Below are 20671 nucleotides of genomic sequence, written 5' to 3'. Positions count from 1 at the left end.
GAGGAATAGTCATGGATGTTGGATTATTGTTGGAGTATGGATGGGTACTGCTGGTGCTCATCGCGCTGGAGGGCTTGCTTGCCGCGGATAATGCGCTTGTGCTGGCGATTATGGTTAAGCACTTGCCGGATCAAGAGCGGAAGAAGGCTCTGTTCTATGGCCTCGCTGGCGCGTTTGTATTCCGATTAGCTTCGTTGTTCGTCATTTCGTTCCTCGTAGATGTATGGCAAGTGCAAGCAATAGGCGCATTGTACCTGTTATTTATTGCACTTAATCATATTTTCCGAAAGGTTATTGTCAAGAAAGGCGAAGAATCGGCGGATAAAAAAGAAGGCAAGGGACGGAAAAAGAGCGGTTTCTGGATGACCGTATTCAAGGTGGAGATTGCAGATATCGCCTTTGCGGTGGATTCTATTTTGGCAGCCGTTGCACTCGCGGTTGCATTGCCCACAACGAATCTGCCGAAGATTGGCGGTATGGATGGCGGACATTTCATCGTTATCTTCCTGGGCGGATTTATCGGATTGCTTATTATGCGTTTCGCGGCAACTTTGTTTGTCAAACTGTTGGAGAGCAGACCGGGACTGGAGATTGCGGCATTCTGCATCGTCGGCTGGGTTGGCGTTAAGCTGGCGGTTCATACACTCGCTCATCCGTCAATTCATGTTATCTCGCATGATTTTGCAGAATCCACAGGCTGGAAGCTAACCTTCTATGCGGTTCTGATTCTTATTGCGACATTGGGCTGGTTTTTGTCCGGAAGTAAAGACAAGGAATCGGTCAAAGCGGTATAATGAATCGACTCAAAGGATAGTGGAGGAGATTTCAATTGGCACAGCTCTATTACAAATATGGGACGATGAACAGCGGCAAATCGTTCGAAATTATTAAAGTAGCGCATAACTATGAAGAACAGGGCAAGTCGGTACTCATCTATTCGCCGGCCGTTGGCGCCAGAGAAAGCGCCTATCGCGTCGGCTCGCGGGTCGGCTTCGAGCGCGAGGCGATTCCGGTGGAGGAGTCGACCAATCTGTTTGAGAATGTGAAAGAACAGGTTGCGGCCTCCGGACGCATCTATTGCGTCTTAATCGACGAAGCGCAATTCCTGATGCGACATCATATACTAGAGCTTACGCGTGTTGTCGACGAGCTGAACATTCCTGTTATGGCCTTCGGCTTGAAAAATGATTTCCGAAACGAGCTGTTCGAGGGCAGCTACAACCTGTTGGTGCATGCGGATAAAATTGAGGAAATTAAAACAATCTGCTGGTATTGCGATCGCAAGGCAACGATGGTTATCCGGTTCCGCGACGGGAAGCCGGTCAACTCCGGCGAGCAGATTCAGATCGGCGGCAATGAGGATTACAAGCCGGTCTGCCGGAGATGCTACAATCAGGCGTTCCAAAATTCGAATGGTTAGCATTTCACAAAAATGGTACAGGTCATCAAAAAAATGAAGCATATAAACACCCTCCTATCAATTTTATACTTGTAAGGAGTCCCGATTTTTTGTCCTTGACCATCAACAACTGGACAAGCCCGGGAGAACTTACAAGGGTTGAGGAGGGTTTTTGCAATGGGAAGAAAGGTTAGGAAACTGTTATCATCCTTTCTGGCATTCACGCTGGTAACGGGGTTATTCGCTGCCGCAGGAGCACCATCCGCGGAAGCGGCAGTTGGTCTGCCCGTCTATTTGAATCCGGCGAAGAGCGTGGATGAGCGGGCAAAAGACTTGCTGGACAGAATGACGATTGAAGAACGGGCGGGACAAATGATCCAGCCAGAGAAATCAAATATTACCCCGCAAGAGGTTAAGCAATATTTTATCGGTTCGGTGCTTAGCGGCGGCGGATCATTCCCGAACAACAGACAAGCGGACAGCACGGAGGCGAAGTGGCGTGAGCTGACGGACAGCCTCCAGGATGGGGCGCTGTCAACGAGACTCGGCATTCCGCTCCTGTATGGCGTGGATGCGGTCCACGGACACAATAATGTGATTGGAGCGACGTTGTTCCCACATAATATTGGTCTGGGTGCGGCCAACAATCTCGATTTGATGCGGCAAATCGGACAAGCGACAGCGAAGGAGATGCGAGCTACGGGCACGAACTGGGATTTCGCGCCAACGATCGCAGCGCCGCAAGATATTCGCTGGGGAAGAACGTATGAGGGCTTCAGCTCGGACCCGAACAGAACGGGCAAACTAGGTGCTGCGTTTATCGAAGGGCTGCAGGGAAAGACAGACGCTGAGCGTCGGAACCCTCTCAGAGCCGTAGGTACAGCCAAGCATTTTATCGGCGAGGGCTTTACGGATAACGGCAGAAACCAAGGTGACATTACAGGATATACGGAAGAGCAGCTTTTAGCTCATGATCTGCAAATGTACAAGGAGGCCATTGCAGCTGGCGTGCAGACGGTTATGGCTTCCTACCACAGTATCGCAGGGCTGAAGATGCATGCCAACAAGCGATTGCTGACGGATGTGCTGAAGGACGAGCTGGGTTTCAAAGGGTTCGTCATTTCGGACTACAACGCGATTCAGCAAATTAACAGAGATCAAGACGGAAATCCTGTAAGCGGTCTCAAAAACCAGGTTCGCGTCTCAGTCAATGCTGGCGTTGATATGTTCATGCTGACAGGAGACTGGAGGAGTGCACTGAATCATCTGATCGCGCTGGTAAATGAAGGCGCTGTCACAGAGGAGAGACTGGATGATGCGGTTCTGCGCATCTTGAAGGTCAAGATTGCTTCTGGTCTGTTCGAATATCCGAAGGCGGACAAGGATTTGGCAGGCAGCGTCGGCGCGGCGGCACATCGGAATATCGCTCGCCAGGCTGTCGCGGAATCACTGGTGCTGCTGAAGAACGACAAGGTTGGCAATGAGCCGATTCTATCTCAGCTTCCGAAGATGAACAAGCTGTATCTAGCAGGTAAAAGCGCGGATGACATCGGAATTCAGTCCGGCGGCTGGTCGATTACTTGGCAAGGCGCAACGGGCAAAATTACAGAAGGAACAACGATTCTGAAAGGGTTCCAAGATGCGGTAGCCGGAACTTCGAAGACGGTAACATACAACAGGCATGGACGCGGCGCAGCGGGTCATGACGTAGCAATTGTCGTGATTGGCGAGACGCCATACGCGGAATCTGACGGAGATCGGACGGCGCTGGATCTGGATGTAGTGGATAGAGAGACACTTCTTAATATCCGAAAATCCGATCCGAACATTCCAATTGTCGTAGTGCTGGTGAGTGGTCGTCCGATGACGATCAGCGAGCATCTCAGCGATTGGCAAGGCCTCGTGGCTGCATGGCTTCCAGGAACGGAAGGCCGAGGTGTAGCTGATGTGCTGCTTGGCAGCAGGGACTTTAAAGGAACGAATCCTATTGAATGGCCATTTTATGTGAACGCGAACTATCCGTTGACTGCGAACAGCGACAATCTGCTGTTCGACGTTGGATACGGTTTGAAGCGCGGCGTTGAAACACCGGAGCTGCCGGTAGCGCCTGCATTGCCTCAACCTCATGCCGAGAAGATTCCAGGCAAGATCGAGGCGGAGGCATTTGCGGCGAAGAGCAACGGGCTTAACACGCAAGTTGCGGAGGACGAAGGCGATGGCCTCAATATTGGTTGGACATCCGCTGGAGCGTGGCTGGATTACCGAGTCAATGTTGAGGAAGCGGGTACGTATAAGGCAGCATTCCGCTATGCGGGCAATGGAGGAGCGACGGGCATTCGCGTGAAGAGGGATGACGGCGTGACAGCGGGCACGCTGAATGTCGGTTCTACAGGCGGCTGGCAGAGCTGGGCTACTGCAGAGGTAGAGGACATCGTGCTGCCGAAGAGCGGTGTGCAGACCTTGCGCCTGGAGTTCATTGCAGGCGACATGAACTTCAACTGGGTAACGTTCACTCGTACCGGTGATGTACCGGCAGATGGCGGTGGTAATGGCGGCGGAACCGATCCGGTAGGCAATGAAGGCACCGGCGATGTTATCGTAGCGGGCGGCGTTGAAACGTGGGTGTCCAGCGAGCGCGATGCTGCCGACCGTAAGTGGTATTACGACGACCGTTACCAGCCTGGCGACAAGAAGCTGGAGCCGGGGGCTAATCTGGATCTCCGATTGCCGGATAGCGGTGATGTTACAGCCATTACTCTGGATCCGGACAAAACCTATCAATCGATGCTTGGTATTGGTTCTTCCATGGAAGAATCGACGATCTACAACTTGGTCAAAATGTCACCGGAGAAGCAGAAAGAATTGTTGGTTAAGCTCGTTCATCCGGAAGACGGCATAGGCATGAGCTTGATCCGTCTAACGATCGGCACGTCCGATTTTACGGCGCAAAAGTTCTATTCGTACAATGATATGCCGCCGGGACAAACGGATGTAAATCTGGATAACTTCTCGATCCAGAAGGATATTGAGTTGGGCATTATCCCGACAGTCAAGAAAATTCAGGAAATTAATCCGGATATTCAATTTTTTGCTTCTCCATGGAGTCCTCCGGGCTGGATGAAGACGACGGACAGCATGATTAGAGGACAAGTCAAGGAAGAGTACTTGCCGCTAGTAGCCAAATACTATGAAAAGTTTTTGGAGGCTTATGCCGGGCACGGCATTTACTTCGAAGGCATGACTCTTCAGAATGAGCCGCTGCTGGAGATCGATTATCCAAGTACGGCAATGTCATGGCAGCAGACATCCAGACTTGCTAAGCTGCTAAGAGATAGACTGGATGCGAACAGCAATCCGCGCATTCAATCGGTGAAGCTCTGGATGTTCGACCATAACCCGGGCGACACGATGGCATTCCCTGCATTGGTACTGGGTGATGAAGTTGAAGGCGCGTACGACGCAGTCGAAGGAACGGCGTTCCACGATTACGGCGGCGAGCTGTCCATGATGAGCGTGCTGCAAGAAATGTTCCCTGAGAAGAGCGTCTATCTGACGGAGAGAGCAGTATGGGGAACAACAGGCGCAGATCGAATTGCGCAATACTTCCGCAATTATGCAAAAAGCTATAACAGTTGGGTTACGATGCTAGACAGCGATATCGCTACTCATCAGTGGGTAGGCATTCCTGACCCGACTCCCATTATTCAAGACTCTTCGAATCCGGACAACTACTGGATTTTGCCGGAGTACTACCTGATGGGGCACTACACCAAGTTTGTGAAGCCGGGCTACGTCCGCATTGACAGCAATTACGGCTCCGCATCGACGGTGACGAACGTTGCTTTTGCAAGCCCGGACGGCAAGGAGATTGTAACGGTAGTTATCAACCGTACAGCCGATCCGCAACCGTTCAAGATTTTGATAGACGGCCTGCAGATGAACGCTACACTACCGGCTAAATCGGTAGCAACTTACCGCTTCGATCGCGCCCAGGCGCTTCAACCGAAGACGGCAGTCGCTGCCAGCGCATTCGCAGCGGCAGAAGGTCAATACGTGGTTCAAGGCGATTCCATCGGCGGCTTCTCCGAGACGGATCAAGCAACCTTCCGCTATGTAACAGAAGTGAAGGAAGGCGGGACGTATTACGCGGATATCGAATACATCGGTTCGCCGCAGGAAGCGGAGCTTCAGATTGGCACGGGCGAAGTCATTGCGCTTGTGCAGGATACAGGCGGCAGCGCCGCAAAGGTTCGCAGCCTGATCGATCTTCAAGTCGGCAAACAGTTGCTGACCCTGAATGCTTCCGGCAGCGGCTACAGCATCCGCAGCATCTCGCTGAGCGCAGCTGATTCTGGGATTACGGTATTGCCAGGCATGATTGAAGGCAGCCGCTACAGCAACGCTTACGGCGTAGTGGCACAAGGAACTTCGATTGTGGGCGGGGACCAGGATGATTGGGTACAATACACGGTTGATGCTTCCGCAGCAGGCATTTATAACGTAACCTACCAGTACGCGGCTCCTGAGAGCGGCGGTGAGCTCAACGTTATAGTCAATGATGAGGAAGGGTTCGTCGTATCCTTACCAAGCACGGGAGGAACGGTCGGCCGGGCAACGGGCACGATAACATTGGAGGATGGCATTAACCAAATTCGTCTGGAAGTCACAGGGACGGTCGATCGTCTCGACTTCATAGCGATTGGAGCAGCTCTTGTTCCAGAGCAGCAAGCCATTGTTGAGGGCAGCGAAGCCGGTAGTAAAATTACGGTACATCTGCTCAATGGCACCTTTGCCCCAGAGCTTGCTCCAAGCAACTGGTCCGTCGTCGGACTGGACGGCATAACTGTTGCGGGCGTGGAGCGAGACAATGATACGACAGCGGTTGTAACGCTTGGCGGCGCTGCTGTAGAGGATTACGATTCAGATCGTCGCGCCCTGCTCTTCGTAACTTCGGAGGAAATAGATGGAGCAGTCTCGGGCGCATCGCTCACAGCTTCCATTCTGTTCACAGCGGTTAATGATCCGGAATCCATTTCCTTGTCACCTGCACATGTTGCATATGATGTGGAAGGCAAAGAAATAGTGTTGAACATTAACGGCGGCAAGCTGTTGGCCGATCATGTGGATGCGATTACGGTATCCGGTCCGGCTGTTACGCGCGGCGGTGTATCTCTTGCATCAGCCCAGTGGGTATCGGCTGCGCAAGTGAAGCTGACACTGGCTTGGAACGGTACGACTTATTACGATGACCTCCAATTGAACGTTCATGTGCCGGTAGCGGCTTATGGCGATTCCGCAGGAGGAAGTGAATTGACGGCCCATACCCTGTTGACAGGAACGGTCAACGTGACTGATCCAATCGGATTGCTGGATCTGAATGCGCTTGATCAATTCCATCAAATGAAGGGTCTAACCGTGTCGGGCTCCGGCACAACAAGCCGCTTCTCGGGAATTGATGCGGGAGACTACGTTGAATATTTGGTGGACGTGCCGGAGGACGGCCGTTACGTTGCGTTGCTCACAGTGACCTCCAATTCTCAGGCATACAACGGAATTATATGGCATACGAATGGCGGAGCGGACAAGAAGGCAGTCACTGTTCCACATCTGTACAATCAAGTTGTGCAAATGCGCACAGAGCTGGAACTCTCCAAGGGAGAGCAGCGTATCCGGCTTGCTGCTGGAGCGGGCAATTACGAGCTTAGAGGCATCAAATTCGAGAAGCTTACGGTTCCTGCGACAGATGCTGCGAACGGACCGCTTAAGGTAGAAGCAGAGACGTACACAAGTGCGAGCAGCGCTGCTGTTCAAACCAATAATCCAGGAACGGCAACAGAATTCCGCAATATCGGGTTCACGGTTGCGGGCGGACATGTCGATTATGCTGTAAATATTGGGGAGGCCGGTTATTACAAAGTCGTATACCGGTACGCGACACCACAGTCAGGTGTTAGAATGACGATTGGCAACGAGGAAGGCGCACCGTACGGATCGGTGCCATTTGGATCAACAGGCGGATGGAACAACTATCAGGAAGTTTCTCATGTTGTACAGCTTCCTGAAGGCGTGCAGACGCTCAGATTGAACTTTGGCGGCGAAGGAGCGAATCTGGATTGGTTCACGCTGGAGCCATCGGAGCCGGTAGAAGAGGTTATTGGCGGTACTGTTGCGTTGACGAAAGCTTCTCTCAAAGTCGGCGTCTATAACGGATCGCGCAGCGTCACACTGAGCTCGGCTACAGAGGGAGCCGAAATCTACTATACGCTTGATGGCAGCTTGCCTAGCAAGGACAATGGCGTGAAATACAGCAGAGCCATCACACTGAGCGAATTGACCGTTATTCGTGCCATCGCTGTGAAGGAAGGCATGGAAGACAGCTTTGTTGCACCGTTCACCTATCAGATTTCACGGAGCTCGGGCGGAGGAGAAGTCATTACGCCTCCAGTCACAGAAGAGCCGGAAGTAGTGGATGGCAAGGAAATTACAGCGCCTGTACCTGTAGTTGATGAGGCTACCGGAATGGCAACAACCGCGATTACAGCCAAATCACTGGAAGATGCTTTGTCAGGCGGCACATCCGGTACAGTGCAGCGAATTACGATTCGCGTGCCGCAAGCCGACGGAGCGAAGGGCTACGAGGTTGAACTGCCGACCGACAGCATCTCGCACAGCAATCTTGATTATTACCTTGTGATCGTGACACCTTCGGGGACGATTGAATTGCCTAGCCATATGGTGAGCAAGGATGCTGTTGCTGATGCTAAGAAGCTGTCCATCATTATTCGAGATGCTGACATAGCAAGATTTAGCGATGAGTTGAAAGCTCAAATCGGCACACGTCCAGTCGTTGAGCTGCTTCTCGCAGTTGACGGCGTTCCGATCGCATGGAGCAATCCGGATGCACCGGTACAAGTATCCGTGCCTTATCAGCCAACCAATCAAGAAAACAACAACGAGCTGCTGACCATCTGGTATATCGATAACCAAGGTGCAGTCCATGCTGTACCAAGTGGTAAATACTCAGCCTCCTCGAAGGCTGTGACGTTCACAACTTTGCACTTCAGTTCGTTCGCGGTCGTCTATGTGGAGAAGAGCTTCGGCGATCTGCAGCGTTATGACTGGGCGAAGCGTGAAATCGAAGTTATGGCGTCCAAAGGTGTTATTAATGGCATCTCGGAGCAAGCCTATGCTCCTGAACGTCAGGTGAAGAGAGCAGATTTCCTGCTGTTGCTCGCAAGAGCGTTAGGTTGGGAAGCAAAGGCAAATGTTAATGGCATGATCGGCTTCTCCGATGTGTCTGAGGATGATTATTACTATGATGCAGTATTAGCGGCCCAAGCTCTTGGTATCGTAACTGGACGCGCAGATGGAACGTTTGATCCGGGCGCATCCATTACAAGACAAGAGATGATGGCGATGACGGCCAGAGCGCTTGCCGTGTCCGGCAAATCGCTCAAGGGAGGAGACGCATCCTTGCTGGACGGCTTCTCCGATTTGAAGGAGCTGGCATCGTATGCGAAGGAAAGCGCATCGATTCTGCTGGCGAATGACATTGTAAAGGGAAGCGACGGCAAGCTGAATCCGCTGGGCCATACAACCCGTGCTGAAGCAGCTGTAATCGTATACCGTATCTACAACAAGTAGTAATGGATTCATGATGTATGGCCGCCGCAAAAGGAATCCCTTTTGCGGCGGTTTTTCATTAGCAGAAAATACCCGCTCATGGACGTTTCTATACATCTGCATCAATATTGTGCAATAAGGAAGGCTAATAAAGTAGATTGCACCCGCTGCATTCATCGTGTATATTATCTCAATCATCAGCAGGAAAACGCTTTCTTTTAGTCGAAGAAAGAGGCATCCGATTATACCCGTAAACTGGGAGCAGGAGGAGATTATGCCGTTCAAAGGAATCAGCATTCGCTTCCGTCTCATGCTGCTTATGATTTGCTTGACGACGCTGCCTGTCATTACGATTACATGGCAGGCGACCAACAATACGAGGGATTCCGTAGAGAAAGAGATGAAAGACGCCAATGAATCCCGTATGATGTGGGCCAGTCAATATTTAACCGAGCTCATCCAGCAGATGGATACGTTGTTCTATTCGCTTCATATCCATACGGATCTGATAGAGAGATTGTCTGCCGTCGATGAGTTGGGTGCGGGAGAGAGGATTCAATTGCAGAATCAGTTGTTCGGTACGTTGAATACGGCGTTTTATTCGTTTTCTCGTAAAATCGATCAGTTGACGCTGTACATTCATGCGACGGAGCGAGCCTACTCCGTCCATTACGCCAGCAGCGGCATTTTGCATTCGCTTGATATTAGACAAGGGCCATGGAGCAGCATGCTTGCGGAACCGGCCGGTATTTATTTCAAATCTTCAGGCGATACGCTCAGCGCTTACCACTCCATGAATGAATTTATGGGTCAGGCGCTCATCGGGGGCATTTCCGTACGCATTAATGACAAGGTATGGGAGCAAGCGTCCACCATCCTCCAATCTGAACCTGAAAGTGTTATTTTTCTCGTTAATGACGAGGGCGAGCTGCTGCCAGGCTCCTCCTTGACTGTCCTTTCGGACGAAGTGAAGGATAGTCTGTCGGCGCTGGATATAGAGCCGGCTTCGGTCTCTTTCTCCAGAACGGAAAATTATTATTTGTTCGCAAAGCGTGTGGGCAGCGGACAGCTAGATGTGGTCAAAGCCATTCCGGTGGCGACTGTGAACCAAAGCGCCCAAAAAACGATGACGGCAGGGCTATGGACAGGGGCCGTATTTACGGCGGTATCCATTCTGCTTTCTATTATTGTGTCCCTTCGAATCAGCCGGCCGATTGTCAGCCTGGCTAAGACGATGCGCAAGTCGCATATTCACGACTTTGAGATGAAATCCGTGCAGAGCAGGGACGAGATCGGGTTGCTAGAGGCAGGCTATAACTTCATGATGGGGCGGATCAAAGCCCTGATCGAAAATGAATACCAGCAGCAAATCGAAGTGAAAAATGCGCAATTGATTGCTCTGCAAGCTCAGATCAACCCGCATTTTCTGAACAACACGCTTCATATGATCGGCGGAATGGCCTTAACCAAAGGGGCGCCGGAGATTTACCGCATTACGCATGTCATCGGCGATCTGCTTCGCTACTCGATCCGTTCCGATGATGACCAGACGGTGAACTTAAGCGAGGAGCTTGCCCATACTGCGAACTATTTGTTCATCCAAGAGCAAAGGTTTATTGGCCGCTGCACAGTCGAGATGGTCGCACATGAAGCTGCCGGAGACGTTCGTATTCCGAAGTTCACGCTGCAGCCGATTGTTGAAAACGCATTTGAGCATGGCTTACAGAGAAAAGAGGGCAAGTGGCGTCTGGATGTGCGAATTCGTATCATTGGCCAGCGTCTGGTTTTGATGGTCAAGGATGAGGGACTCGGGATGAGTGTCTCCAAGCTGGCAGAGCTGCGAGCGGAATTGTATGGAGGAGAACGGGAGTCTTATCCGTCAAGGGGAGATCGGACAGAGAGAAAAGGAATCGGTCTGCAAAACGTTCATGCCCGCCTGCAGCTTCGCTTTGGAAAGCAGTATGGCGTACGGATGTTCAGCAGAAGCGGAATTGGAACGATGGTGATTTTGACGATGCCCGTCACAAGAAGCAAGCCCGATATGGAACAAGCAGCAGAAAGGGGGGAGCACCATGTATAAGGTTCTCATTATCGATGACGAACCGTGGTCCAGAGAAGTTGTGAAAGCGCTTGGCCATTGGTCCCGCCTGGAGCTTCTCATCGTCGGGGAGGCAGAAGACGGCAACGAGGGGCTGCGTAAAATCGATGAGCTTCGCCCCGATATCGTCATTACGGATATGCGCATGCCGGGAACGGATGGGGTTGAGCTGCTGCAAGCGATGCATGAGCGATATCCGAAGCTGAAAATTATTGTAATGAGCGGTTATGACGATTTTGTCTATTTGAAGCAGGCGATCCGATCCAAAGCGGTAGAATATTTGCTAAAGCCGATCAAGCCGGATGAGCTGGATGCCGCTCTTGCACAGAGCAAATCCGAGTTGGAGCAGAGCCAATCGACCCCGTGGGTGGAGCTTGCTCCAATATTCTCAAGCGTTGCCGATATGCAGCGGTACGGGGAGCTGCGCGAGCGTATGTACACCTATCTCATGGATCTGAACAGGGACGCTGTTGCCTCGTCATTTGAAAGACTGATGAAGGAGTTTAGCATAGAAGAAGCTGGCTTGGAGGCAGGCAGCATGCTGCGGATCGCCAATGATCTGTTGCTTATGCTGGAGCAATTTCTGTCAGAGCAGGAGCTGTCGCTTGCCGCACTTCTGTCAGAAGCAGTACCGCACATCGGCCATGACTTCGGTTCAGGAGATGCAATTCGGGAAGTTGGTGTCCTATACGCGAAGGTGATAGATTCGCTGCTTGCGTTCAGACATTCACGGAATCGTCTGGATATGACCGATGTCAAACATTACGTGGACGCTCACTATCAAGAGGCGATATCGCTTGAATCCGTTGCGGGACAGTTTCTTGTCAGCAAGGAGCATCTTAGCCGCATGTTCAAGACATCTATTGGGGAGAATCTTACGGAATATATTGTACGTAGGCGGATGGAGAAGGCAAGGGGACTAATCGTGGATGAAGGCATGTCGATCAAGCATGCTGCACAACTTGCGGGGTATGAGGATATTGCGTACTTCTACCGCGTATTCAAGAAGCATTACGGCATGACGCCTGGACAGATTCGGAGCGACTAAGCCCATGGATCTCCCTGGTGACGAATCAATATCGTACAAAAGCAAAGGTTAACATTGTAGAAAGAAAGCGCTTTATTCCTTCGGTATACTGAAGCTGCAACTTACTCATAGGGGGAATGAACAATGAAGAGAGCGCTTCAATTACTGCTTGTGTTAACGATGATGGTCGCACTTGTATCCGCATGCGGCTCGGGGAATAAAGGAAACGGAGAAGGGTTGACGCCGACGGGCGGTTCGGTCACGACGGCTCCCAAAAAGGTGGAGCTAAAAGTATTTATGACCTTCCCGCGGTTCAAGGATCAATTCGAGCAATACTTTGCCCGGTTCAAGGAGAAACAGCTCGCGGAGAAAAACATCGATGTTACGATCCAATTGGAGATGCCGAATGCGGACCAGGCGAAACAAATTTTGCAATCGAGGTTATCCTCTGGTGACTCGCCGGATCTATTCACCCTGCATGCCAATGATATCCCTACGTATTATGAAGCTGGCTATATCGCAGATTTGACGGGACAGCCGTTCGTCAGCAAGTTGTATGAAGCTGTTGCCGAGACGGTGAAATACGATGGCAAGGTTGCTGCGCTTCCGATGGAAAGCTTATCTTGGGGGTATTTGTACAATAAGACGATCTTCAAGGAGAACGGTTTGACGCCTCCTCAGACGCTGGATGAGATGAAGAATGTGGCTGAGAAGCTGCAGGCGGCAGGCGTAAAACCATTTTTGCTGGCGTTCCAGGAATCGTGGATTCCACAGCTGATGATGGCGCTCTCTCTTGGGGGCACTGTCTCGTCGTCGCATCCCGACTGGATTGAGAAGATGAATGCTGGCGAAGCGTCGTATGCCGATGTGCGATCCGTATTTGACATCATCGACCTCATTATGGCGAACGGTTCTGACAAGCCTTTTGAGACGGGCAATGAAGCGGGTTCTGCTGATTTTGCTAACGGTAAAGCGGCGATGTGGGTACAAGGTCCGTGGAATGCGGAGACGATTCTGAAGGTGAATCCGAACATGGAATTTGGGGTCGCTCCTCTGCCAGTCAGCAACAATGCCGCTGATACGATGATTAACCTGGCGACTTCGACCTCCCTTGCCCTTTCTCCGAAGAGTGCAAACAAAGAGGTGGCGCAGGATCTTCTCAATTACATGCTGGACGATCAGGATTCCTCAGCCTTATTCGAAGAGCTGAAGTTCAATCCAATCTCTACGGTGCATACGTACGAAGTATTCCCATGGGTGAATGAAGCCAGCGAATACGTCTCCAAAGGAAAAGCTTATCTCGATCTGAAGCTGCCTAATGGTGTGACGGACGAGACGGCGAAGCAGCTTCAAAGCTACTTTGTAAAAGATGCTACACAGGATGATGTCATAGCTGCGCTCGATAAAGTGTGGCGGACGGCCGTGAAGAGCAAGTGACGAGCCAAATGCTAAGCCAACCGGCCAGATTGGAGTGAGCCTTATGACATCAAGAACATGGAAGCGAAACGCCATACTGCTTGTATTCGTGCTGCCGGCGCTTGTCTTCTACGCTGCGTTTACCCTTGCCCCCGCTTTCGGGGGCATGTGGTACAGCTTCACCGATTGGAATGGCCTGGGTCCCTCCTATAAGGCAATAGGCTTGTCTAACTACGTGGAGGCAATCGGGGATCGTTATTTTTTGAAATCGTTATGGTTTACCGTGAAATTCGTACTGTATATGCTGGTGCTTCAGAACGTTCTGGCGATCTTGCTGGCGGTGCTGGTGGAATCACTGGGGAGAAGCAAGGTGTGGTTCCGAACCATATTTTTTATGCCGAACATGCTTAGTCTGATCATTGGCGGATTCATGTGGATGTTTATCTTCACCAGAGTGTTTCCGTATTTGGCGGACAAAACGGGTTGGATGCTCTTTGATCAGTCTTGGATTGGCGATCCGAACTACTCCTTTTTTGCCATACTGGCTCTATCCTTATGGGGGGGTGTCGGTTACTTGATGATCATCTATATCGCGGCTATTCAAGGCGTTCCCAAGCAATTAAAGGAAGCGGCAGCGATTGATGGAGCCCATGCGTTCCATATCTTCCGCCATGTGACGCTGCCCATGATCTACCCGGCGCTGACCATCGGCGTATTTCTAACGCTGAACAGCTCCTTCAAAGTATTCGATTCCGTCTATGCCTTGACTGGCGGAGGACCGGGGCGGTCTACACAAGTGATTGCCATCAATATCTATGAAGAAGCCTTCAGCTTCAGCAATCGTTACGGCTATGCCAGTGCCAAGGCTATGATTTTGTTCGGCATTGTCCTTATCATCACTATCATTCAGCTTGCCGTGATGAAGCGCCGGGAGGTGAGGGCATGAACACATATAGAGCTAGCAGGGCCGATCAGAAAGACAACAAACCGAAAATGAATTCCAGCGGCAGAGCAGGCAGTCCGCGCCTCGGCAGACGCATTGGATCAGGAGCCGTATTGTTGTTCCTGCTAATCGCCGCTATCGTGACGCTGTTTCCTATTTATATGGCGCTGCTGAACTCCGTGAAAACGCAGGGAGAGATGTTGACGAATATATTGGCGTGGCCATCCATGCCGGAGTTTGGCAACTATGTGGATGCCTTTCAGAAAACCCGATATTTGCGCAGTCTGGGCAACACGATCATCGTCGTTGCGGTAGGGCTCACAGGCATTATTTTATTTTCTTCGATGGCAGGCTATAAGCTGTCTCGGACACCTGGCAAGCTTAGCGCCATATTGTTCGGCTTGTTCGTCATGTCAACTTTAATTCCGTTTCATTCGATCATGATTACGCTCGTTACGATAAGCAAGGAGCTTCGCCTCCAAGGCTCGACGGTAGGGCTTGGCTTGTTGTATATCGGTCTTGGCGTTGCGGTTGCGATTTTTTTGTACCACGGATTCGTCAAGTCCATTCCGAGGGAACTGGACGAAGCGGCAGTTATGGACGGCTGCGGGGAATTTCGATTATTTTTTACGATTATCCTGCCGTTGCTGATGCCGATTACAGCGACGATTGCAATCTTGAATACGTTGTGGATGTGGAATGACTTTTTGCTTCCTCTTTTGATGCTGACAAATTACAAAAGTTACACGCTGCTGCTCTCTACCAATATGTTGTTTGGAGAGTACAACAATGACTGGTCCGCGATATTGGCATCGCTTGTGCTGGCCATGCTTCCGGTCATTATCTTGTATCTGGCGCTTCAAAAGTATATTTTGCACGGAATCGCCGAAGGGGCGATCAAAGCTTAGCTTGACGCAGAACTCATAATGACAGGAGGGAAATCGATTTTGACAGTGGACAAAAAACGGGAAGTGACGGGATTTGTTAGAGCCGATGGAAAGGTGCTTCGCAACGGAGCAGGAGAGGCGTTCATTCTTCGTGGTGTTGGCTTCGGCAGCTGGCTGCTGCCGGAGGGATATATGTGGAGATTTCCGAATGAAGGGGATCGTCCTCGCCGGATCGAAGGCATGATTGAGAATTTGGTTGGCCCGGAAAAAGCAGAGCAGTTCTGGTCCTCTTATTATTATCGCTACATTGCGGAAGAAGACATTGCAAGAATTGCAGACGAAGGCTTTAATTCCGTACGCTTGCCTATCAATAGCAGGTTTCTGATGTCTTCGGATTCCGGACAGGCAACGAATAGCTTGACCTCTTATCGAGAGGATCGGCTGGTCCTGCTGGATCGAGTGATCGACTGGTGCAGAATGTATGGCCTGTATGTCATTCTGGATCTGCATGGCGCACCCGGCGGACAGACGGGAACCAACATTGACGATTCTGAATTTGACCGACCGGATTTGTTTACGGATGAGATCCATTGGCGTCAAACCGTCGATATATGGCGCATGCTGGCGACCCGGTATAGGGACGACTGGATAATCGCAGGCTACGATCTGCTTAATGAGCCGCTTCCGGAATGGTTCTCTTCTCATAACGACAAAGTGATGCCGCTCTACCGGGAAATCGTGCAAGCGATTCGCGAAGTGGACCAGCGCCATATGATTATTTTGGAAGGGGTGCATTGGTCGACAGATTGGTCGATCTTCGAAGAAGCGTTCGGGGATAACCCTATCGACGGCAATGTATTGCTGCAATTCCACAAATATTGGAACAATCCCGATACGGAGAGCATCGTACAGTATCTGGAGCTTCGCGACAAGTGGAATGTGCCGATCTTTATGGGCGAGGGCGGCGAGAACAATAAGGATTGGTATACAGGCGCGTTCCAGCTATTCGAGGATCATCGCATATCTTGGAACTTCTGGACGTGGAAGAAGCTGGATACGACCAATTCGCCTTGCTCGATTCCAAGACCGGAAGGATGGGAGCTGCTGATCGACTACTTACAGGGCGGCGAAAAGCCGGATTCGGTCACGGCAGAGCGGATCCTATGGGATTATTTGAATCATATGAGACTTGCTCATTGCGATTACTTCCCGGAAGTCGTCAGAGCGCTGTTGCGTCGAGCTCCGGTACGTATTCCGGCTATCTTCTACGGCTACAAGGGCGAGGGAGCCAGCTACGGATTCGGTTCCGATTCGGGCAGGGCGCTGGATGATACATCCTCTACAGGCTTCCGCATCGGGGATCGCACGAATATTCGGTTTGTCGATAGCGAGCTTCCGGCTGCTACCTTCGCGCATGGAGGCGGCGAGGAATGGGAGCAGGATCAATGGCTGTGCGTTGAAATGGCGGATGGTGATTGGCTCAGCTATGATTTTATCGGTGATGATCACGATTCTGACGCTGAGCTGACCCTGCAGTTGAAGCTGCAGGCAGCGGGCGGGAGCGGAGAATTGAGGTTGACACTGGACGGAGAGCTAGCAGGCCATCTAGTGATGACGGACGAGAAGTGGTATACCACGGACAAGATTGAACTGGGCAATGTTAAGCCTGGCGATCATCACCTCTCGCTTCACTGCTCCGGCGGTTCAATTAGAGCGAAGTGGCTTCTATTGGAGAAGAAGTGAACGAATAAGCAGTTGTTATCCAATACGACGGCAACATCATTGCCGCACAAGAGGGCAGCCTATGGGCTGCCCTCTTGTGCGTTTCCTTTCTGGTATTGGCTTGGCGTCATCCCGGTCCACTTCTTGAAGGTGGAGCTGAAATGCCGCTCTTCTCCGTAGCCGACGAGCTTGGCGACCGCATAGATTTTGTAATGCTGCCGCAGCAGCTCCTTGGCGCGTTCAACCCGATACTGATGCAAGTAATCGAGGAAGTTGACGCCAAGCTCTTGCTTGAACAAGGAGCTTAGGTAGGAGTTACTGACGAAGGTTTCTTTGGCCGCAAGCTCCAGCGTCAAATTGGTATCATACTTGGTTTTAATCAGCTCCAGCGTAGCCTGTACGGTGCGATGCAGTTGTTTTTGATTGGAGGAGGTCTGCGCGATGTTCTGCACGATCTTCTGCAAAATAACGGAGCAGTCGTCCAGCGTTTCCATATTGGGCACACTTTCGATCCAGTTGATGGGATGGTTATGCCATTCAATCGTCCCGGCGAGGCGCTCCTTCACAATGCGCTGCAACTCCATGACAATACCGCTTACACGCCATATAATTTCGGGGCGAGAATAAGTAGTTCTTTCCTTCAGATAGGCGATGCCCGCGTCAATCGCATCCACGGCTCCGCCGTACTGGCTTACCTGCAAATGAGAAAGCAGCTCCTTCTCGATTCGCTCGAGGAAGGGGTCCTCCATAATGGACAGCTCTCCCGTACGTTCGCTCTTCAGATCGGTGAAGAGAAAGATGCCGCCCTTTCCTTGATAGAAGCGAGCCTCCATCGCCTTGCTGGCTTCCTCGTAGGCTGCTTTGGCATCGTTGACGGACGGCTGGACGGAACTGAGTGATATGCTGACTGTCAGATTGAGATAACTCTCCAGATTTTGCTTCAGCAGCCGCAATCCCTCCAGATAGAAGGCGTCCGAATGATTGCTTGATCCATTCGCCATCCAGAGCAATTCGTCGCCGTGCCGGAATACTTCAAGCTTTCCGCCGAACTGGGGATGAAGCGTCTCGTCCGTAATGTTGAGAATAGCATAGCGCATTAGCTCCAAATCCCGGTTGCTTCGAATGCCGGTGCCTTTCTCTCCGGCGTCTATCTCAATTCGGCCGACGATGATAGGCTCAGGCTGAAGCGACAGGTTGAGCTCGCGCATGGAGACGGTTCGTTCCTCCAGCGGCATAAGCGGCTGTTGAATCCATTGGGACAATATCCCGTTCTTCAGCAGCTGGATGCTGCGATTCCAAGTACGGCTCAGCTCAGAGAGCATACGGCCTTTGTGCTCGGCTGTCTCAATCTTCTTCTTCACATCCAGCACGACGCGCAGGATATCATGCGGCATGCATGGCTTTAGCAAATAGTCGGATACACCAAGGGAGATCGCTTCCTTCGCGTAGTCGAATTCATTATAGCCGGTCAGCAATATGGAGTGGAAGGACATGCCTGCATCTTGGGCGGCTCTTATGAGGTCAAGCCCGTTCATAAAGGGCATCCGAATATCGGTCAGAAGCAGGTCGGCGCCAGCTTCGTGCATCAAGTCGAGTGCCTGGCGCCCGTTCTCAGCTTCACCGACTATCTCAATATCGTATAATTTCCAATCGATAGAGCCGACAATGCCCTCGCGGAAAAATTGCTCGTCCTCGGCAACGATCATTTTAAGCGTCATGACCTGAATCCCCCTCTTTGATTCGTACTTGAATGCGGGTGCCAATGCCTTCCCTGCTCTCAATCTCGAAGACGGCTTCCTTATAGAACAGGGCCAGCCTCTCCCGAATATTGGCGATCGCCATCCCGGATTTTGATCCATCGCTTTGCAGCTTGGCGGATAACGGAGCGCCAGAGGCGTTCAGGCGTTGAACCAACTCGTTGGGCATGCCGGGACCGTTGTCGGTGACCTCAAGCACGATCCATCCCTCTTCACGGCTTGCCCGGATAAAGATATTGCCTGTGCCCTCCGCCTGCTCAATGGAATAGATGATCGCATTTTCTACCAGCGGCTGGAGCAATAGCTTCGGCATGCGGAAGTGCTTCAGCGACGGCTCCATCTCAATTTCAAAATATAATCGAGCAGGATAACGTTTTTTCTGTAGGAACAAGTAGTGTCGCACCAACTCTACCTCCTGCTCCAGCTCGACAAATTCGTTGCCGCTGTTCAAGCTGAGACGGAACACCTGGGAGAGCGAGACGACCATCTCGGATATTTCCTTATCGCCCTTCTGCAAGGCGCTCCAATTAATCATATTCAATGTGTTGTACAAGAAATGCGGGTTAATCTGGGATTGCAGCGCCTTAAGCTCGGCTTCCCGCTGCTTTAAGCTGGATGCATAGACGTCATCAATCAACGCTTTGATCCGCCCGACCATGGAATTGTACAGATAGCCCAGTCGTCCGAATTCGTCGTTGCCCTCAATATCAACCCGTTGCGAGAAGTCGCCGATCTGCAATGCTTTCATGGAATGCATCAGCTTTTTCATGGGATTCGTAATAATGTTAGCGATGATCCAGGACAAGAAAATGGCAATGAAGCAGACGGCAATCGTGATGGAAATGGTGGCGGAGCCGATGTTCTTCAGCTCGGCGACCAGCTTGCTGCGATCCTGTATGACGACGGAATGCCAACCTGTAATAGTGGAGACAGCATCCGAGACGATTAAGTCCTCTCGCTGCTTTAGCTTATCCAGTGTCTCCGCAGGCGTGGCCGATTCCGTCGCTCCCTCAAGCGGATAAATGGGCAGCTCGTTGACAGATAAGCCGATCCACGCTACATTGGTGGCGGCGAGTACCGTGCCTTCATCGTTCATGATGAATTGGGTCGCGTCCTTGGCTTCGTGGAACAGGTTGCGGCTGAGCTTGTCGGCGTCCATACCGACGACCAGAAGCCCGCTTGGCTGATAGCGGTAGTTTTTGTACTGTTTGATAAATACGAGCTTATGGTGATAATCGCCCGGAAGCACATTATCCTCGGGGCGAAGCATATCCCAGAGCTGGTTGCCAGGTGAGGAACGAACCCTCTCGTAATAGGGTGTTTCCTTGAAACGATCATAACTGATAGCGCTTGCAATTCCGGTCTGTGTAATGACGAAGGGGTTGCTTGCCGAGCTTTCGTTTTTCACTGCATACAGAATGAGCGACTGAATCGTCTCACCCGTTACCATGAGCGGCAGCAAGCTTTTGAACACCAGATCACGCCGGTAGGGCGAGTCTCCGTTTAATACCATCTCCTGAACGGATGCGTTCAGGAAGAGATAGTTCGTGAAGCTGACGGAATTTTGGGCAAAGTGGTCGAGTTGGTCTTTGGTCTTCACAGCCATGTTCAGCTGAGCTTGGCGAATTTTGTCTACGACTTCACGGGATGCGATGGAATAGGAATATAGCCCCGTTATGCCGACCGTTACGATTAACAGCGGAACGACGAGTGCCAGCAGCTTCCGCTGCAGGGGCATATTGCGAAAGAAAGGAGCGAACTTGCTCATGCCGGATCACCTGCTGTCATCATAATAAGAA

The 20671-nt window shown here is 51.4% G+C and carries 11 protein-coding genes; 9 read left to right on the top strand and 2 right to left on the bottom strand.

All coding sequences use genetic code 11. The annotated features are described in order from the left end of the window. The first annotated feature begins 11 nt into the window (after positions 1–11). From DX130_RS13770 to DX130_RS13730, 9 genes are all read left to right on the top strand, one after another. Complete coding sequence (locus DX130_RS13770) at positions 12–794, top strand: TerC family protein (protein WP_116046331.1); 783 nt, start codon at positions 12–14, stop codon at positions 792–794. A 35-nt stretch (positions 795–829) separates the two neighbouring features. Beyond that, positions 830–1420 (top strand): thymidine kinase, encoded by a 591-nt coding sequence (locus DX130_RS13765; protein WP_116046329.1) that lies wholly within the window; start codon positions 830–832, stop codon positions 1418–1420. 156 nt (positions 1421–1576) lie between these two features. Continuing rightward, positions 1577–9043, top strand: a complete 7467-nt coding sequence (locus DX130_RS13760; RefSeq protein ID WP_116046328.1) for a glycoside hydrolase family 3 N-terminal domain-containing protein — start codon at positions 1577–1579, stop codon at positions 9041–9043. A 253-nt stretch (positions 9044–9296) separates the two neighbouring features. Beyond that, the gene (locus tag DX130_RS13755) at positions 9297–11102 is read left to right on the top strand and encodes a sensor histidine kinase (RefSeq protein WP_116046326.1); all 1806 of its coding nucleotides are present in this window, start codon (positions 9297–9299) and stop codon (positions 11100–11102) included. Beyond that, positions 11095–12168 carry a response regulator transcription factor gene (locus DX130_RS13750; protein ID WP_116046325.1) on the top strand — a complete coding sequence of 358 codons (1074 nt, stop codon included), beginning with the start codon at positions 11095–11097 and terminating at the stop codon, positions 12166–12168. The genes DX130_RS13755 and DX130_RS13750 overlap by 8 nt, the downstream gene beginning before the upstream one ends. A 123-nt stretch (positions 12169–12291) precedes the next feature. Further along, positions 12292–13584 carry an ABC transporter substrate-binding protein gene (locus DX130_RS13745; RefSeq protein WP_116046323.1) on the top strand — a complete coding sequence of 431 codons (1293 nt, stop codon included), beginning with the start codon at positions 12292–12294 and terminating at the stop codon, positions 13582–13584. A gap of 43 nt (positions 13585–13627) precedes the next feature. Further along, the gene (locus DX130_RS13740) at positions 13628–14509 is read left to right on the top strand and encodes a carbohydrate ABC transporter permease (RefSeq protein WP_116046322.1); all 882 of its coding nucleotides are present in this window, start codon (positions 13628–13630) and stop codon (positions 14507–14509) included. Between the two features lie 47 nt (positions 14510–14556). Further along, a complete protein-coding gene (locus DX130_RS13735; RefSeq protein ID WP_116047178.1) occupies positions 14557–15414 on the top strand; it encodes a carbohydrate ABC transporter permease in 858 nt (285 codons plus the stop codon). 45 nt (positions 15415–15459) lie between these two features. Continuing rightward, positions 15460–17136 (top strand): glycoside hydrolase family 5 protein, encoded by a 1677-nt coding sequence (locus DX130_RS13730; RefSeq protein ID WP_338068642.1) that lies wholly within the window; start codon positions 15460–15462, stop codon positions 17134–17136. A gap of 59 nt (positions 17137–17195) precedes the next feature. On the opposite strand, the gene DX130_RS13725 is transcribed toward DX130_RS13730, so the two are convergent. Beyond that, entirely contained in the window at positions 17196–18833 is a 1638-nt protein-coding gene (locus DX130_RS13725) for a helix-turn-helix domain-containing protein (RefSeq protein ID WP_116046319.1), read from the bottom strand. Continuing rightward, entirely contained in the window at positions 18823–20640 is a 1818-nt protein-coding gene (locus DX130_RS13720) for a sensor histidine kinase (RefSeq protein ID WP_116046317.1), read from the bottom strand. The genes DX130_RS13725 and DX130_RS13720 overlap by 11 nt, the downstream gene beginning before the upstream one ends. Positions 20641–20671 lie beyond the last annotated feature (31 nt).

It is taken from the genome of Paenibacillus paeoniae (assembly GCF_003388735.1).
Taxonomy (GTDB): Bacteria; Bacillota; Bacilli; order Paenibacillales; family Paenibacillaceae; genus Pristimantibacillus; species Pristimantibacillus paeoniae.
Note: the sequence above shows the minus strand (reverse complement) of the source record. Positions and strands in the feature narration are given on the sequence as shown.

Bases quoted from the DNA above. Each gene is read 5' to 3' on its own strand.
- DX130_RS13750 (WP_116046325.1), top strand. From the start codon at position 11,095: ATGTATAAGGTTCTCATTATCGATGACGAACCGTGGTCCAGAGAAGTT.
- DX130_RS13740 (WP_116046322.1), top strand. From the start codon at position 13,628: ATGACATCAAGAACATGGAAGCGAAACGCCATACTGCTTGTATTCGTG.
- DX130_RS13770 (WP_116046331.1), top strand. From the start codon at position 12: ATGGATGTTGGATTATTGTTGGAGTATGGATGGGTACTGCTGGTGCTC.
- DX130_RS13755 (WP_116046326.1), top strand. From the start codon at position 9,297: ATGCCGTTCAAAGGAATCAGCATTCGCTTCCGTCTCATGCTGCTTATG.
- DX130_RS13735 (WP_116047178.1), top strand. From the start codon at position 14,557: ATGAATTCCAGCGGCAGAGCAGGCAGTCCGCGCCTCGGCAGACGCATT.
- DX130_RS13725 (WP_116046319.1), bottom strand. From the start codon at position 18,833: ATGACGCTTAAAATGATCGTTGCCGAGGACGAGCAATTTTTCCGCGAG.
- DX130_RS13745 (WP_116046323.1), top strand. From the start codon at position 12,292: ATGAAGAGAGCGCTTCAATTACTGCTTGTGTTAACGATGATGGTCGCA.
- DX130_RS13720 (WP_116046317.1), bottom strand. From the start codon at position 20,640: ATGAGCAAGTTCGCTCCTTTCTTTCGCAATATGCCCCTGCAGCGGAAG.
- DX130_RS13760 (WP_116046328.1), top strand. From the start codon at position 1,577: ATGGGAAGAAAGGTTAGGAAACTGTTATCATCCTTTCTGGCATTCACG.